The sequence below is a fragment of the Ruegeria arenilitoris genome, assembly GCF_013030985.1.
Lineage (GTDB): Bacteria > Pseudomonadota > Alphaproteobacteria > Rhodobacterales > Rhodobacteraceae > Ruegeria > Ruegeria arenilitoris_B.
Window position 1 is genome coordinate 285,398 of the sequence record NZ_WPYP01000004.1, and the last position, 15,650, is coordinate 301,047.

The 15,650-nt window shown below is 61.8% G+C and carries 15 protein-coding genes; 10 read left to right on the forward strand and 5 right to left on the reverse strand.

Translation table 11 applies throughout. The features are described 5' to 3' along the window. Positions 1 to 65 precede the first annotated feature (65 nt). Together GOX88_RS11170 and GOX88_RS11175 are read left to right on the forward strand one after the other, a co-directional pair. Entirely contained in the window at positions 66 to 821 is a 756-nt protein-coding gene (locus GOX88_RS11170; RefSeq protein ID WP_170401315.1) for a hydroxypyruvate isomerase family protein, read from the forward strand. A gap of 62 nt (positions 822 to 883) precedes the next feature. Continuing rightward, on the forward strand, positions 884 to 1,114 hold the full coding sequence (locus GOX88_RS11175) for a DUF2798 domain-containing protein (RefSeq protein ID WP_170401317.1): 231 nt from the start codon (positions 884 to 886) through the stop codon (positions 1,112 to 1,114). Positions 1,115 to 1,157: 43 nt separating this feature from the next. Here GOX88_RS11175 and polA read toward each other — a convergent pair whose 3' ends face one another. After that, positions 1,158 to 3,962, reverse strand: a complete 2,805-nt coding sequence (polA, locus tag GOX88_RS11180) for a DNA polymerase I (RefSeq protein WP_170401319.1) — start codon at positions 3,960 to 3,962, stop codon at positions 1,158 to 1,160. A 27-nt stretch (positions 3,963 to 3,989) separates the two neighbouring features. On the opposite strand from polA, the gene GOX88_RS11185 reads away from it, so the two are divergent. Beyond that, on the forward strand, positions 3,990 to 4,481 hold the full coding sequence (locus GOX88_RS11185) for a hypothetical protein (protein ID WP_170401321.1): 492 nt from the start codon (positions 3,990 to 3,992) through the stop codon (positions 4,479 to 4,481). A 7-nt stretch (positions 4,482 to 4,488) separates the two neighbouring features. Here the strand turns inward: GOX88_RS11185 and GOX88_RS11190 are convergent, their stop codons facing one another. Continuing rightward, complete coding sequence (locus GOX88_RS11190; RefSeq protein WP_170401323.1) at positions 4,489 to 4,665, reverse strand: zinc-finger domain-containing protein; 177 nt, start codon at positions 4,663 to 4,665, stop codon at positions 4,489 to 4,491. An 87-nt stretch (positions 4,666 to 4,752) separates the two neighbouring features. Between GOX88_RS11190 and GOX88_RS11195 the strand changes: the two genes are divergently transcribed. After that, positions 4,753 to 5,745 (forward strand): ABC transporter ATP-binding protein, encoded by a 993-nt coding sequence (locus GOX88_RS11195; protein WP_170401510.1) that lies wholly within the window; start codon positions 4,753 to 4,755, stop codon positions 5,743 to 5,745. On the opposite strand, the gene GOX88_RS11200 is transcribed toward GOX88_RS11195, so the two are convergent. Next, the gene (locus GOX88_RS11200) at positions 5,742 to 6,206 is read right to left on the reverse strand and encodes a DUF1203 domain-containing protein (protein ID WP_170401324.1); all 465 of its coding nucleotides are present in this window, start codon (positions 6,204 to 6,206) and stop codon (positions 5,742 to 5,744) included. The two genes, GOX88_RS11195 and GOX88_RS11200, sit on opposite strands and share 4 nt — an antisense overlap. 109 nt (positions 6,207 to 6,315) lie before the next feature. Here GOX88_RS11200 and GOX88_RS11205 point away from each other — a divergent pair, with 109 nt between their 5' ends. From GOX88_RS11205 to GOX88_RS11220, 4 genes are all read left to right on the forward strand, one after another. Beyond that, the gene (locus tag GOX88_RS11205; RefSeq protein ID WP_170401325.1) at positions 6,316 to 9,234 is read left to right on the forward strand and encodes an error-prone DNA polymerase; all 2,919 of its coding nucleotides are present in this window, start codon (positions 6,316 to 6,318) and stop codon (positions 9,232 to 9,234) included. A gap of 48 nt (positions 9,235 to 9,282) precedes the next feature. Next, complete coding sequence (locus GOX88_RS11210; protein WP_170401327.1) at positions 9,283 to 9,696, forward strand: group III truncated hemoglobin; 414 nt, start codon at positions 9,283 to 9,285, stop codon at positions 9,694 to 9,696. Positions 9,697 to 9,839: 143 nt separating this feature from the next. After that, the gene (locus tag GOX88_RS11215; RefSeq protein WP_170401329.1) at positions 9,840 to 10,775 is read left to right on the forward strand and encodes a DMT family transporter; all 936 of its coding nucleotides are present in this window, start codon (positions 9,840 to 9,842) and stop codon (positions 10,773 to 10,775) included. Continuing rightward, positions 10,772 to 11,497, forward strand: coding sequence for a hypothetical protein (locus GOX88_RS11220; RefSeq protein WP_170401331.1), 726 nt, complete (start codon positions 10,772 to 10,774; stop codon positions 11,495 to 11,497). Before GOX88_RS11215 ends, GOX88_RS11220 begins: the two co-directional genes overlap by 4 nt. Positions 11,498 to 11,553: 56 nt before the next feature. Here the strand turns inward: GOX88_RS11220 and GOX88_RS11225 are convergent, their stop codons facing one another. Further along, positions 11,554 to 12,666 (reverse strand): S-(hydroxymethyl)glutathione dehydrogenase/class III alcohol dehydrogenase, encoded by a 1,113-nt coding sequence (locus GOX88_RS11225; RefSeq protein ID WP_170401334.1) that lies wholly within the window; start codon positions 12,664 to 12,666, stop codon positions 11,554 to 11,556. 130 nt (positions 12,667 to 12,796) lie between these two features. Here GOX88_RS11225 and GOX88_RS11230 point away from each other — a divergent pair, with 130 nt between their 5' ends. Both GOX88_RS11230 and GOX88_RS11235 read left to right on the forward strand, forming a co-directional pair. Further along, positions 12,797 to 13,087: an I78 family peptidase inhibitor gene (locus tag GOX88_RS11230; RefSeq protein ID WP_170401335.1), complete on the forward strand. Its 291-nt coding sequence runs from the start codon at positions 12,797 to 12,799 to the stop codon at positions 13,085 to 13,087. 61 nt (positions 13,088 to 13,148) lie between these two features. Next, complete coding sequence (locus tag GOX88_RS11235) at positions 13,149 to 14,801, forward strand: DUF6504 family protein (RefSeq protein WP_170401337.1); 1,653 nt, start codon at positions 13,149 to 13,151, stop codon at positions 14,799 to 14,801. A 17-nt stretch (positions 14,802 to 14,818) separates the two neighbouring features. On the opposite strand, the gene GOX88_RS11240 is transcribed toward GOX88_RS11235, so the two are convergent. Then, a complete protein-coding gene (locus tag GOX88_RS11240; RefSeq protein ID WP_170401339.1) occupies positions 14,819 to 15,544 on the reverse strand; it encodes an SDR family NAD(P)-dependent oxidoreductase in 726 nt (241 codons plus the stop codon). Between the last annotated feature and the right edge of the window lie 106 nt (positions 15,545 to 15,650).

Genomic DNA, 15,650 nt, shown 5'->3' on the forward strand with positions numbered 1-15,650 from the left:
TTGATCCTCTTTCGCTGAAAACGTCTCACCGCTAATCTCCGCGCAGAAACTGACCGAGACCGCCCATGCCCAAATTCGCCGCCAATATCTCCTTGCTCTTTCCCGAGCTTCCCTATCTCGAACGGTTTCAGGCGGCAGCCGAGGCCGGGTTCAAGGCGGTCGAGATCCTGTTCCCCTATGAGCTGGCCGCCAAGGAAACCCGCCGCGCGTTGCTGGCCAACGGCTTGGAATTGGTGCTGATCAACGCGCCGCCGCCGAATTACACCGGGGCTGAGCCCGGCTATGCCGCCATTCCGGGTGGTGAGGCGCGGTTTCAATCCGATATCCGCCACGTGCTGCGCTATGCCGATATCCTGAGGCCGGGGCTGATCCACATCATGTCAGGCTATGCCTCTGGGCCGGATGCGCAGGAGAGCTTTGTGCGCAACCTGCAATGGGCCGCAGATTTCGCCCCGCAACAGCTATTCACGATCGAGCCGCTCAACCCGGTGTCGCAGCCCGGTTACTTCCTGAACGACTACGAACTGGCGGCGCAGGTGCTGGACCGGGTAGACCGCCCCAATATTGGCCTGCAATTTGACAGCTTCCACGCCCATATGATCCACGGCGATGCACAAGCGGTCTGGGATCGCTTTCACCCTCGGGTCGCCCACGCCCAGATCGGTGCCGCCCCGGATCGCAGCGAACCGGGCCTTGGGCCAACAGATTTCGCTCGTCTGTTCACCGCCATGGATGCGGCGGGCTATTCCGGCTGGGTCAGCGCCGAATACACACCCTCAACACCTCGAACCCCCGACAGTCTTGGTTGGATGCAGGTCTAGCTCTGGCCTTTTGACGGAAAATGCAGCACATCAGGAACATCTCGACCATCAGGATGCCTAAAATGATTTCTGCCCGTTACACCCGTGCCTTGTTCAGCCTGATCATGTCCGGTCTCATGTCCTGCATCGTGACCGGCATCGCGACCGTGAAAGCCATTGGACTTGGGCCCAACACCGTCAGCGACTGGATGGCGTCCTGGGCCTTCAGCTGGCCCATCGCCTTCACCGTCATCCTGCTGTTTGGCCCTTCCGTACAACGGCTGGTGAACCGCATGGTCAGTCCACAGGACTGACCCGCTGCGAAGAGGGCCCGTTGGGCCTGATGAGCAGCGCGCCCTAGTGCGCCTCGGCCCAGTTGGCACCCTGCCCGGCATCCACGCTCAGCTTCACATCCAGCTTTACGGCAGGATCAGAGGCGCCTTCCATGACGTCGCGCGCCACGTCAATCACCTGATCCACGGCACCTTCGGCCACTTCGAACAGCAATTCGTCATGCACCTGCAGCAGCATCTTTGCAGGCAACCCGTTGATCGCATCCGGCATCCGCACCATCGCGCGCCGGATCACATCCGCCGCAGTGCCCTGAATCGGCGCGTTGATTGCCGCCCGGCGCGAGAAGCCAGCATGCGGCCCCTTGGCATTGATCTCGGGCGTGTGGATTTTGCGACCGAACAGCGTCTGCACATAGCCATGCTCTTTGGCGAAGGCGACCGTGTCATCCATATAGCGCCGAATACCCGGGAACCGTTCGAAATAGCGGTCGATAAAGCCCTGCGCCTCGGCCCGCGGGATGCGCAGGTTGCGCGCCAGACCAAAGCCCGAGATGCCGTAGATCACACCAAAGTTGATCGCCTTGGCCTGACGGCGGATATCCGGCGTCATCTCGTCCAGCGGCACATCGAACATCTCGGACGCGGTCATGGCGTGAATGTCCAGCCCATCGGCAAAGGCCTGTTTCAGCGCCGGAATATCGGCGATATGCGCCAAAATCCGCAACTCGATCTGGCTATAGTCAAGGCTGACCATCACATTGCCCGGCTCGGCAATGAACGCCTCGCGAATGCGCCGCCCCTCTTCGGTGCGCACCGGAATGTTCTGCAGGTTCGGATCGGTCGAGGCCAGACGCCCCGTATTGGCCCCCGTAATCGAATAAGACGTATGCACCCGTCCCGTATCCGGATTGATATGGGTCTGCAGCGCGTCAGTGTAGGTCGATTTCAGTTTGGACAGCTGTCGCCAGTCCAGCACCCGGCGCGGCAGTTCATGCTCGGTCGCCAAGTCCTCAAGAATATCTGCGCCGGTCGAGTATTTCCCGGTCTTGCCCTTCTTGCCGCCCTCAAGCCCCATCTTGTCGAACAGGATTTCCCCCAGCTGTGCGGGTGAGCCGACGTTGAAGTTCTCACCGGCAAGTTCGTGGATCTCAGCCTCTAACCCGGCCATTTTCTGCGCAAACGCGTTCGACATACGGCTCAGCACATCGCGGTCGACCTTGATGCCATGCATCTCCATCTCGGCCAGAACCGGGATCAGCGGGCGTTCGAGCGTTTCATAGACCGTCGTCACCTGCACCTGATGCAGTTGCGGCTTGAACAGCTTCCACAGGCGCAGGGTGATATCCGCATCCTCGGCGGCGTAAGCCGTGGCTTCATCAATCGGAACCTTGTCGAAGGTGATCGCCGATTTGCCCGAGCCCAGCAACGGTTTGATCGGGATCGGCGTGTGGCTCAGATACCGCTCGGACAGCGTATCCATGCCATGCCCGTGCTCACCGCCATGCATGGCATAGGACATCAGCATCGTGTCATCGATCGGAGCCACATCAACACCGTAGCGCTTAAATATCTTGGCGTCATATTTCATGTTCTGCCCGATCTTCAGGATCGACGGGTCCTCGAGCATCGGTTTCAGCAGCGTTAGAGCCTCATCCACTGGCATCTGCCCCTCGGCCAGCGCATCCGAGCCGAACAGGTCATCCGCCGCTCCATCGCGGTGGGTCAACGGGATGTAACAGGCTTCCCCGGCCTCAACACACAGCGAAATCCCCACCAGATCGGCGATCATCTCATTGAGGCCAGTGGTTTCGGTGTCAACGGCCACCCAGCCGCGCTCATAGGTCTGATCAATCCATTTCTGCAGCGCACCGGCATCGCGGACGCATTCATATTTCGACGCATCGAATGGCAGCGCTTCGGCCTCTTCGACCTCGGCAACAGGGGCAGGTGCATCAGCAATCACCGGAGCCTCGGCCCCCAGCTTGTCAGCGATGCGCTTGGTCAGGGTGCGGAACTCCATATCCGCCAAAAAGCCCAAGAGGGTGTCGGGATCCGGGTCCTTCACCTCCAGATCATCCAGGGTGAAGTCCAGCGGCGTCTGCTCATCCAACTGCACCAGCTTCTTCGACAGCTCGATCTGCTCGCGCTTTTCGATCAGGGTCTGGCGCCGCTTGGGCTGTTTGATCTTCTCGGCATTGTCCAGCAGCGTTTCCAGATCGCCATATTCGTTGATCAGCAGGGCCGCTGTCTTGACCCCGATCCCCGGAGCCCCCGGCACGTTGTCCACCGAATCCCCGGCCAGCGCCTGCACATCGACCACCCGTTCGGGGCCAACGCCGAATTTCTCGAGCACGCCATCCCGGTCGATGCGCTTGTTCTTCATCGCATCCAGCATTTCAACGCCGCCGCCGACTAGCTGCATCAGGTCCTTGTCGGAGCTGACGATGGTCACACGGCCCCCAGCCTCACGCGCCTGCACGGCGAGGGTGGCAATGATGTCGTCGGCCTCGTAACCCTCAAGCTCTTTGCAGGCGATGTTGAAGGCGCGCGTCGCCTCACGGGTCAGGGGCATTTGCGGGCGCAGATCCTCGGGCATCGCCTCGCGGTTGGCCTTGTAGAGATCATAGAGATCGTTGCGGAACGTGTGCGAGCCCTTGTCGAAAATTACCGCCACGTGGGTCGGCGCATCCGGCCCGGCGTTGCCCTCGACATATTTCTGCAGCATGTTGCAGAACCCCGAAACCGCCCCGATCGGCAGCCCGTCCGACTTGCGCGTCAATGGTGGCAGCGCGTGATAGGCCCTGAAAATAAAGGCCGATCCGTCGATCAGATGCAGGTGACACCCTTTTCCGAATTCGCTCTTGCTCATGCTGGTGCGCCTCATAAGATCGTGGTCATGTTCAGTCTGCACGTTTTATCGGCCATCGCGCCTGTAACCGCAATCGCTCTTGTCGCCACCGCCGCGCATGCTGGCCCGAAATTGCCCGCAGATTGCTTGGCGCATCAAGGCACATCGGCCAATTGCGTACCGATTCTGGCCTGTTTGGGCGACAGCGGGATTTACTTCACCGGTCGCGCGATCGGTTGGAGCACGGGCACTTACGCCGGACGCACAAGCGCAGAGTTCAGTTGCCACGGCGAGTGGCGCGCCCAGGGTCGTCTCGGGTTCGGAGAAGCCACGCTTGAATGTGACAACGGTCTGACGGGAAACGCATTCTTTACCTATCAGCACCCGGAGACAGGCACTGCCAGGGGCCTGGGGCAGCTCAGCAATGGTGAGTCATTCCACGTGTGGTCCGGCGCCAATGTGGATCAGTTCCTGATCACCAGATATGGCGATGTCGACGCGGGTGCGCTGTGTCGGACCTTTGCCAAACCCGGCACCTGACGGACAATCAGCCCTGTTCGGCGCCTTTCAGGGCGTATTTGCAATCGCAATAGGGGCACTCGACCCAGCCACTATCCTCGGGGATTTGCAGCCAGACGCGCGGATGGCCCAATGCGCCTTCGCCGCCATCACAGGCAACACGGGCGGTTTCCACGATCTTGGTTTCCGGCGCTTCGATTGTCACGGCTTGCGATCCTTCTTCGGTTGTCGGCCTCGCGGGCATGTAATAGGTGCGTTTATGAGCGATGAGCAAACCGGGGGCAAGGGTCACATGCGTGATGCGGCAATCAGGATCGACGGGCTGCGCAAGACCTATCGCGGCAGCAAGGGCCAGCCTGAAAAACACGCGCTGAAGGGCATTGACCTGACGGTGCCGCGTGGCTCGGTGTTTGGCCTGCTGGGGCCGAACGGGGCCGGAAAATCGACGCTGATCAACATTCTGGCCGGGCTGGTGGTGAAATCTGCGGGCAAGGTGTCGATCTGGGGCTTCGATCAGGACCAGAACCCACGCCAGTCCCGCGCTGCAATCGGCGTGATGCCGCAAGAGCTGAACCTGGACCCGTTTTTTACCCCACGTGGCGCGTTGGAGGTTCAGGCCGGGCTGTATGGCGTACCCAAGGCGCAGCGCCGCAGCGATGATATTCTGGAACTGGTCGGCCTCAGCGACAAGGCCGAGGCCTATGCCCGCACCCTGTCCGGCGGCATGCGGCGGCGTCTGCTGCTGGCCAAGGCGCTGGTACATCACCCCAAGATTCTGGTGCTGGACGAACCCACCGCGGGCGTGGATATCGAGCTGCGCCAGATGCTCTGGACCAATGTGCGCAAGCTGAACGAGCAGGGCATGACCATCATCCTGACCACCCATTACCTGGAAGAAGCACAGGAGATGTGCGACGAGATCGCCATCATCAATCACGGCGAAAAGATCGCACAGGACAGCACCGCCAACCTGCTCGGCCGCATGGACAGCCGGACCATGGTGATCGCCCCGGACAGCCCGGTCACCGATCTGCCGGTAGCTGAGGGCGTCGAAGCCACCCTGCGCGACGATGGCAGCCTGGTTCTGCAATACCGCAGCGCCCAGACCAGCGCCGAACAGGTGCTGGAATCCGTCCGCGCTGCCAACATCCGTATCCGCGACGTCCGCACCGAAGAGGCTGACCTAGAGGATGTGTTTCTCGCCCTCACCTCTGCCCGTGCGGATGACACCCCGGCGGAGGATCACGATCAGCCGCGCCGGGGGATGCACCGGGTCAAGCTCTAGGCGCGGTCGATTCGCGCCTGATAGCAATTGTTCCGGGCTGAGCGGACGTGGATATAAGCCACGTCCGAACGGGTAAAGATATCTCTGACTTTCGCGCCAATCTGGTCCGTAGGTGTGATCGCTCCGGTGCCATAAACAATTCTGTCATCCTGCCCATAGCCTTTGATCAGGTAGTCGGGCGAGGAGGTCAAAATTTCGGGCATCTCTTCGTCCTCGTACCGCTCACACGGGGCGGCACACAGAAAGATCGGGCCGGTTTCGGCATAAGGATGTGTCTCTAAAAAGGGGCGATGGGCCAAAATCAGCATCGCTTCGCCCTCGGGGATGTTTTGCAGGCAATGACGGCAGGGATTGCCTAGCCCCGTGGAAACGGCCCGCTCTGGTGCGGCACCATAAGCATCCGGATGACCGGCCTGAAGGGCGCGCACCTCGTCGGTTGGCAATGCGGTGATTTTGAACATATCGGACCTCCTTTTTTCCAACCATGCGCATCTGGAACACCCCAAGCGACCCGTTTCCTGCGCAAAGGACTCGAAAAAGAACAAAACGTGAATATAATGTGGAATCGCCATGTATGCCGAGCTGTCGATCACATCGAACTTCACTTTCCTCACCGGGGCCTCGCACCCCGAGGAGTATATGGAGCGTGCCGTCACTCTGGGCCTGCCCGCCATTGCGATTGCCGATGACAACTCGGTTGCCGGGATCGTGCGCGCCCATACCCAAGGACGCGAGATCGCCCGCAAGGTCCGGGAGCGGCTGGAGTGGGAGACGCAGAATACCGCGATCGGCCCACCCTGCCCCGATCATATCCCGAAACCGCCCTCGTACCCCATCCACGCGGTGCCGCGCCTGATCCCGGCGGCGCGGCTGATCTTCACCGACGCGCCCACCGTCACCGCCCTGCCCCTGAACCGGCAGGGCTGGGCCAACCTGTGCCGCATCCTGTCCAAGGGCCGCCTGCGCGCCGAAAAGGGCGACTGCATCCTGCACCTGTCCGACCTGTTGGAGTTCTCTGACGGTCTCCACCTGCTGCTCTGGCCACAAACGGCCCGGTCTCCGGGCGGCGCGGGCGCATGGCGGACACAGGCACAACAGCTGACGCGCCGCTTTGCCGGGCGGATGCACCTGCTGATGCACCCCCGGTATGATGGCGCAGATAGCGCATATTTCTCTGCGTTAGAGACTGAATCACAGCAGCTCGGCATCCTCACCCTCGCCAGTGCCACGCCGATGATGCATCACGGCGCCCGCCGCAAACTGGCAGATGTGGTGACCGCCATCCGCCTGCGCCGCAAGGTGGATGATCTGGGCCGTGAGGCACTGGCCAATGGCGAACAGCGCCTGCGTTCGGAACCTGAAATGCTGCGCATCTTCAAAGGCCATGAGGGCGCCGTTGCCCGCGCGCATGAGCTCAGCGAACAGCTCATTTTTTCGCTTGATGAACTGCGCTATGAATATCCCAGCGAGGGCAGCGAGCAGGAAACCCCGACCGAACGCCTGCACCGTCTGGCGCATGAGGGGCTGAAATGGCGCTATCCGGCGGGCGCGTCCGAGAAGGCAAAAAAGATGCTCGCCCATGAACTCACCCTGATCGGCAAGCTCAAATACGAACCCTATTTCCTGACCGTCCGCGACATCGTCAGCTTCGCCCGCTCGCGCGGTATCCTCTGCCAGGGGCGCGGCTCGGCCGCCAATTCGGTGGTCTGCTTTTGCCTCGGCATCACTGAGGTCAGCCCCGAGATGGGCACGATGGTCTTCGAACGCTTCGTCTCGGAAGCCCGCGATGAGCCGCCCGATATCGATGTGGATTTCGAGCATGAACGGCGTGAAGAGGTCATCCAGCACATCTATGACCGCTATGGCCGCCACCGCGCGGGCCTGTGTGCCACCGTGATCCACTATCGCGGCAAGCGCGCCATCCGCGAGGTCGGCCGCGCCATGGGCCTGACCGAGGACACCATCTCAGCGCTGTCTTCGCAGCTGTGGGGGTTCTTCTCGGCTGCCGGGCTCGAAGCCCAACGCATGCGCGAGATTGGCCTCGACCCCGAGGATCGGCGCCTGAAACAGACCCTAATGCTGGTTTATGAGATCAGCGGCTTCCCCCGCCACCTGTCCCAGCATGTCGGCGGCTTCATCATCACCGAAGGGCGTCTGGATGAACTTGTGCCCATCGAAAACGCCACCATGGAGGACCGCACGGTCATCTGCTGGGACAAGGATGATATCGACAGTCTGGGCATCCTCAAGGTCGATGTCCTCAGTCTCGGGATGCTCACCTGCATCCGCAAGGCATTCGATCTGATCGGTCAGCACCACCAGACCAGCTATACGCTGGCCACCCTGCCGCCCGAGGACCCGGCGGTTTATGACATGCTCTGCAAAGCAGACTCTGTTGGGGTGTTTCAGGTGGAATCACGTGCACAGATGAACTTTCTGCCCCGGATGCGACCGCGCAATTTCTATGACCTGGTGATCGAGGTCGCCATTATCCGCCCCGGCCCCATTCAGGGCGACATGGTCCACCCCTATATCCGCCGCCGCAATGGCGAAGAAGAGGTCAGCTTTCCCTCGGACGAACTGGGCGAGGTGCTGGGTAAAACGCTGGGCGTGCCGCTGTTTCAGGAACAGGCGATGCAGATCGCCATTGTTGGCGCGGGCTTCACCCCCGAACAGGCCGACCGGCTGCGCCGATCGCTGGCGACCTTCAAGAAACATGGCAATGTCAGCGAATTCCGCGCGTTGTTCCTGCGTGGGATGAAGCGCAACGGCTATGCGGACGACTTTGCCGAACGCTGCTTCTCGCAGATCGAAGGCTTCGGCTCTTACGGTTTCCCCGAAAGCCACGCGGCCAGCTTTGCGCTGCTGGTCTATGCCTCGGCCTGGATCAAATGCCACCATCCCGGCATCTTTGCCTGTGCGCTGCTGAACTCGCAGCCGATGGGGTTCTATGCCCCCGCCCAGATCGTGCGCGATGCCCGCGAACACGGGGTTCAGATACGCCCGGTCTGCATCAATGCCAGCTTCTGGGACAACGTGATGGAGCCCGACGGCCATGGTGGGCTGGCCCTGCGGCTGGGGTTCCGCCAGATCAAGGGCCTCAGCGAGGAAGATGCCAGCTGGCTGACCGCCGCGCGCGGCAATGGCTACCATCAGGTCGACGATGTCTGGCGTCGTGCCGGGTTGGGCCCGTCGGTGATCGAACGGCTGGCCGAGGCCGATGCCTTTGCCGCCTGCGACCTGACCCGGCGCGAGGCGTTGTGGCAGGCCAAGGCGATTGCCACCGCGAAACCGCTGCCCCTGTTCTCGCAGGATCTGGAGGGCGAGGCGCTGGATGAGCCCGAGGCCTATCTGCCGCAGATGACCTTGGGCGAACAGGTGGTCGAGGATTATGTCGCCACCCGCCTCAGCCTGAAGGCGCATCCGGTGGCCCTGATCCGGCATCTGCTGACACCCGAGCCGCGCGACAAAACCACACCTGTTGCGTGACACCTGAACCGGATATCCGCCTAGAACAGAGTCGAAAACGGACCACACATGACCCGCCCCACCCTGCCGCCGCGCTTTCCCGCAACACCGGACCAGATCAACGCACAGGTCCGCGCCTTTTACGCTCGCGTGCGCGCGGACGCCGTGCTGGGACCGGTCTTCAACAACCACGTCACCAACTGGCCCGCGCATGAGGGCAAGATCGCGGCCTTCTGGCGCAATGCGATCCTGTTTGAACGCAGCTATGACGGCAACCCGCAGCGGGTCCATGCCGAACGGCCCGACGTGAAACCCGAAATGTTCGCCCATTGGCTGGACCTGTTCGAAGAGGTCGCCACCCAGACCCTGCCCCCGGAAACCGCCACCCCGTGGGTCGCTCTGGCCCGGCGGATCGGGGTGGGGATGAGGGCCGGTGTACAATCGGCGCGCCAACCCAAGGACGCCCCGCCAATCCTGCGTTGATCTCACAACATGGCGGCCATGCGATGTTAGCGATAAATTAGGGGCTATGCGGGCTGTCGAATTGGGTTTACTCAGGGGCAAGACAGCCCCTTTGCGCTGCGACGGCATAGCGCCACCACACCGACATCACCCGAGGCCAATCCATGAGCACTCAGAACAACACCCTCCGGGGGCTTGGCTATGCGTTTGCAGGCTTTGCCGTCTTTGCCAGTCATGACGCGCTGATCAAGGTGTTGGGCGGCACCTATTCGGTGATGCAGATCATCTTTTTCGCCACGCTGTTTTCCTTTGTGCCGATGGCGGTCACGATCCTGACCGACCGCACGACCGGGAATTTCCTGCCGCGCCATCCGTGGCTGGTGCTGCTGCGATCGGCCCTGGTGGTCACGTCCATGGTCTGCGCCTTCTACGCGTTCTCTGTCCTGCCGCTGGCCGAGGTTTATTCGCTGCTGTTTTCCTTCCCCCTGATCGTCACCGTCCTGTCGATCCCGTTGTTGGGAGAGATCGTGCGCGCCCAACGCTGGGCCGCTGTCGGCGTTGGCCTGATCGGGGTGCTGATCGTTCTGCGCCCCGGAACCACCGAGATCACGCTGGGCCACCTCGCAGCACTGACAGCGGCGTTCTGCAGCGCCTTCGGCTCGGTCCTCGTGCGCAAGATCGGCAACGAGGAACGCTCAGCCGTGCTGATCCTCTACCCGATGCTGCTGGCCATTGTGGTGATGAGCCTGATGCAACCCGCGGTCTATCAACCGCCCTCGCTGCTGCATCTGGCAATGATGGCGCTGGTCGGCGTGTTCTCGGTGATCGCGCAACATCTGATCATCCTTGCCTATCGTGCGGCCCCTGCAGGGGTCGTGGCCCCCAGCCAATACAGCCAGATCATCTGGGCCACGCTGTTCGGCATGATCTTCTTTGGCGAGCACCCGGACGGCTGGGTCGCTGTCGGGGCCAGCATCATCATCGCATCGGGCGTGTTCGTGGTCTGGCGCGAGAGCCGGTCGAACGCCTCGGCCAATACACCGGTTCTGCGGGTTCGGTCGCCGCGGTCAGATACAGGGGCGTCAAGGCCGGGGAAGTGACGCGCAATCAACCGGGCACAGGTGCAACAGAACGGGACCAGCCAACGAAAACGCCGTCATTTAACGTGAGTATTGCAATATGCGCGAATAAACAGAGCGTTGATCGACCCCTGCAATTTAGAGAACATCATATGAGACTTACTTCGACGCTTTTGGCCTTGGTGGTTCCAACCATGTCAGCGATGGCTGCTGACAATACCACGACCAGAATTATCGCCGAACATGATGGATCCAGATTTTACACGGAACTATCTGTCCAGGAATGCACCCTCACGGAAGAACAGTGGGAAAAACAAAAGGATGGTAGTCGTATTCTCTGGCATTATGCAGAGTTGGATCTTGTCGGCGCGCAACTCACCCATCCAATGGACGCCATGAGTGACGACATTAAGGCGCAGCTTGCCGAAGCCGGAAATCCAATCCCGGACTCCAAGGTTTTTGATGGGCGCGACTCGGACAATCCCTATGTCTCATTCACAATTTCTGCGCGTGACGGTTGGTCCGGCCCACAAGAATACTGGCACGAGCGCAAAACCGCTCAGAAGAAAATCGAAAAAGGTAAAGCAATCTGGAGCGATCGCAACGGTGGCGATACGCATGTCGTCATTTCATTGGGTCATATTTTGGTGCTGTTTCATGGCGAGGACACATACTCCAAAACAGAAGAAGTCGCGCTGAGAATTAAATCTTACATTGAAGAAAACTGCGAGTTCCTCGGTTAAGTTCGGAAGGCACAGTGGGAACAGGCCGCGCAATTGCGGCCTGCAATAACCAGGTGTCAGTAAACTACAACCGACCGGATGCTCTCACCTTTATGCATCAGGTCGAAGCCGTGGTTGATGTCGTCCAGACCCATGGTGTGGGTGATCATTGGGTCGATCTCGATCTTCCCTTCCATGTACCAGTCGACGATCTTGGGCACGTCGGTCCGGCCACGGGCACCACCAAAGGCTGTGCCGCGCCACGAACGACCGGTGACCAGCTGGAACGGACGGGTCGAGATTTCGGCGCCAGCGGGTGCCACACCGATGATGATGGACTCACCCCAGCCTTTATGCGCCGCTTCCAAAGCGGTCCGCATCACGCCGACATTGCCGGTGGCATCAAAGGTGTAATCCGCGCCGCCCTTGGTCAGGTTGACCAGATAGGGCACCAGATCGCCCTCGACCTCGGTCGGGTTCACGAAGTCGGTCATGCCGAATTTCTGGGCCATTTCCACTTTGGCGGGGTTCAGATCAACGCCGACGATCTGATCGGCTCCGGCCAGACGCAGGCCCTGGATGACGTTCAGGCCGATACCGCCCAGACCGAACACGATGGCACGGCTGCCGATTTCCACCTTGGCGGTGTTGATCACCGCGCCGATACCGGTGGTTACACCACAGCCGATGTAGCAGATCTTGTCGAACGGCGCGTCCTCACGCACTTTGGCCAATGCGATTTCCGGCAGAACCGTGTGGTTTGCGAAGGTCGAGCAGCCCATGTAGTGCAGGATCGGCGTGCCATCCAACATCGAAAAGCGCGAGGTGCCGTCGGGCATCAGGCCCTTGCCCTGCGTCTCACGGATCGCCTGACACAGGTTGGTTTTCGGGTTCAGGCAGTATTCGCACTCACGGCATTCGGGGGTGTAGAGCGGGATCACGTGATCGCCCGGTTTCAGGCTGGTGACACCCGGGCCGACCTCGACCACTACGCCTGCGCCTTCGTGCCCCAGAATGGCCGGGAAAAGGCCTTCGGGATCGGCACCCGACAGGGTGAATTCATCGGTGTGGCAGATGCCGGTGGCCTTGATTTCCACCAGAACCTCGCCCGCCTTGGGGCCTTCGAGGTTCACATCCATCACTTCCAAAGGTTTGCCGGCCTGAACGGCGACGGCGGCACGGGTACGCATGGTGCTTGTCTCCCAGTCAAATTTGCCCCGACCCTGCGTCAATTGCAGGGTGTTTTCAACTGTCGTTTCGTGACAGATTGGCTAATGACTTGATATTGCAGAAACGACATTGCCGGAAAGAGGAGCGCCAATGCGCCGTTTTATCCCGATCCTGATCCTGCTGGCCGCTTGCACCCAGACCCCGCCCGCACCCGAGGACGCCCGCCTTGCGCCCGAAGCGGCACCGGTCGATCTGGCCTTTTGTGAGGGCGACGCCTTTGCCAGTTCCGTTGGTCAGCCGGTTTCGACCATTCAGGCCGCGCTGCCCGAACGCGCGCGCGTGCTGGGACCCGATGGCCTGGCCACGCAGGATTACCGCATCGACCGGTTGAACGTGTTCGTTGATGAGGGTGGGATCATTCAGCGCCTGACCTGCGGGTAAGCGTAGACTCTGCAGGCGATTCTACGGTAAGAACAAAATGGGAACATTTTGATGTCTGCCGATGCCCAAACGCCGAATACTCTCACTGTGGTTCCCCCGTCTGGGGGCTGAACGGCTGGTCCGCGCCGCGCGGGGCCTGCAGGATGGGCCTTTGGCCGTGGTGGCCGAACAGTCGAACATGCAGGTCATCACCTCGCTGAATACTGAGGCCCACGCCGCCGGTCTGCGCGTCGGTCAACCGGTGCGTGACGCCCATGCCATGTGTGCGGCGCTGGTGACGCGCCCCCGCAACGCCCCAGCCGAGGCCGCGTTTCTGACCGCTTTGCGCCGTTGGGCGGGCAAGTTCAGCCCATGGGTGGCTGAGGAGACGCCGGATGGGCTGATCGTCGATCTGTCCGGCTGCGCCCATCTGTTCGGCGGTGAAGAGGCGTTGCTGAGCGTCCTTGAAACCGACTGCGCCGATATGGGGCTGAGCGTGCAGATGGGCATCGCCAACACGCTGGGCGCGGCCTGGGCTTTGGCGCGCTATGCCGGGCAAGAGGCCACCTCTGACCGCAACGGCGACGCCATCAGCCAAGAGGCCCGCGCCACCCGCGCCCGGGCGGGCAAACGGCGGCACTGGACCAAGGGCGGCGCCGCGCCGCAGGTGATGGCCTTGGGCGGCGGCGCACGCATTGCCGCGCCGGGGCAATCCTATGGCGCGCTCAGCCCCCTGCCCATTGCGGCGCTGCGGCTGGAGGATCAGGTGGTCGCGCAACTGAACCGCCTAGGCCTGCGCCGGATCGGCGATCTGCTGGGGCAACCGCGTGCCTCGCTGGCCCGGCGCTTCGGACGCGGGCTGGTGCTGCGGCTGGATCAGGCGATGGGCAGCGCGCCCGAGCCGGTCTCGCCCGCCCGCCCGCCACACCACTTTGCGGTGCGGATGACTCTGCCCAACCCGATCGGGTTGACCGAAGACGTGATGGCCGCCATCGATCGGGTGCTGCCGACGCTCTGCGCCAAGCTGGAAGAGAAGGGCCGCGGCGTCCGTACTCTGCGGCTTGAGGCGCATCGCGCCGATCAGGCGGCCGAGATCATCGAGGTCGGACTGGCCCGCCCAACCCATGACAAACACCGCATTCGCCCTTTGTTAGAGATGAAAATCGACCAGATCGACGCGGGCTATGGCATCGACATGCTGCGGCTCGAGGCGATCCAGACCGAGCCCATCCACGCCCGCACAGTGGCTGGCCATGCCGAAGCCCGCCGCGTGGCCCGCGAGCGGCTGGAGGGCAACACCGCCGTCGATGACCTGATCGGCAAGCTGGGCGCACGGGTGGGGTTGGAGGCGATCACACGGCGACACCCCGCAGCCTCGCATATCCCCGAGAAAACCGCGCAAACGCTGGCGGCGGCGTGGTCGGAACCGGCACGCGACTGGCCCGCTCCACCGCGTCCGCGCCCCTTGCAGATGTGGCAACCCGAACCGGTGATGGCCCCGGAAACCCCGGACGTTCCAACCGCCTTTCGCTGGCGGGGCCGCGACTGGCAACTGGCGCAGGCCACCGGCCCGGAACGGATCGCCCCGGAATGGTGGCTGGACGACCCCAACTGGCGCAGCGGCGTACGCGATTATTGGGTGGTGGTGACCGAACAGGGAGAGCGGCTGTGGCTGTTCTACGGCCATGGCGGCACCCTGTCGGCGGGATGGTTCTGTCAGGGACAGTTTGGCTGAATTGACCTGATTAGGGTCTATTTTCCGCGATACACCAGCCAATCCGGCAGGTAATCCAGCAGTCGGATCACCCAGGAAAACGGGGCTGGAAAATCGGTACGGAAGCGACGGCGCGACATTGCTTTGACCACCCGCTCTGCCGCATCCTCGGGCGTCATCAGCATCGGCATATTAAAGTTGTTCTTCTCGGTCAGCCGGGTCTTGATGAAGCCCGGATTGACGATCCGCACCGTCACCCCGGTGTCCTTCAGATCGAACCGCATCGTTTCGGCCAGCGAGACCAGCGCCGCCTTGCTGGCTGCATATCCCACCGCAGCCGGCAAACCGCGATAGCCGGACAGCGAGCCGATCAGCGTGATATCCCCCCGGCCCTCACGAACAAACCGCGGCACCGTCTCGCCCATAACCCGCAGCGCGCCGGTGTAGTTCACATCGGTCATTGCCAAGACGGCCTCGGTCTCCCAATCGGCCGAGCGCATCGGCTCATAAGACCCGGCGTTGTACACCAACCCATCCACCTCTCCGGCCTCAACCGCGGCACGACGCACCGAGTCCAGATCGGTCACGTCACAGGGCACCGCCTGCGCGTTGGGTAACGCGGCGCAGATCTCGGCCAGGCGGTCGGCATTGCGGGCAGAAAGAACCAGATGCGCACCCTGACGGCTAAGTGCCTCGGCCAGCGCCCGGCCCAGCCCTTCGCTGGCGCCGATGATCCAATAGGTTTTTCCGTCAAAACTGCTCATGCGCCCATTCCAGTTGCATCTGATCTGGTACGGGCGGGGCCAAGCGCTGGATCACTTCACCAGTCCTCACGACATAGTGCGATCGTGAAATCTTCTAATCCGATTG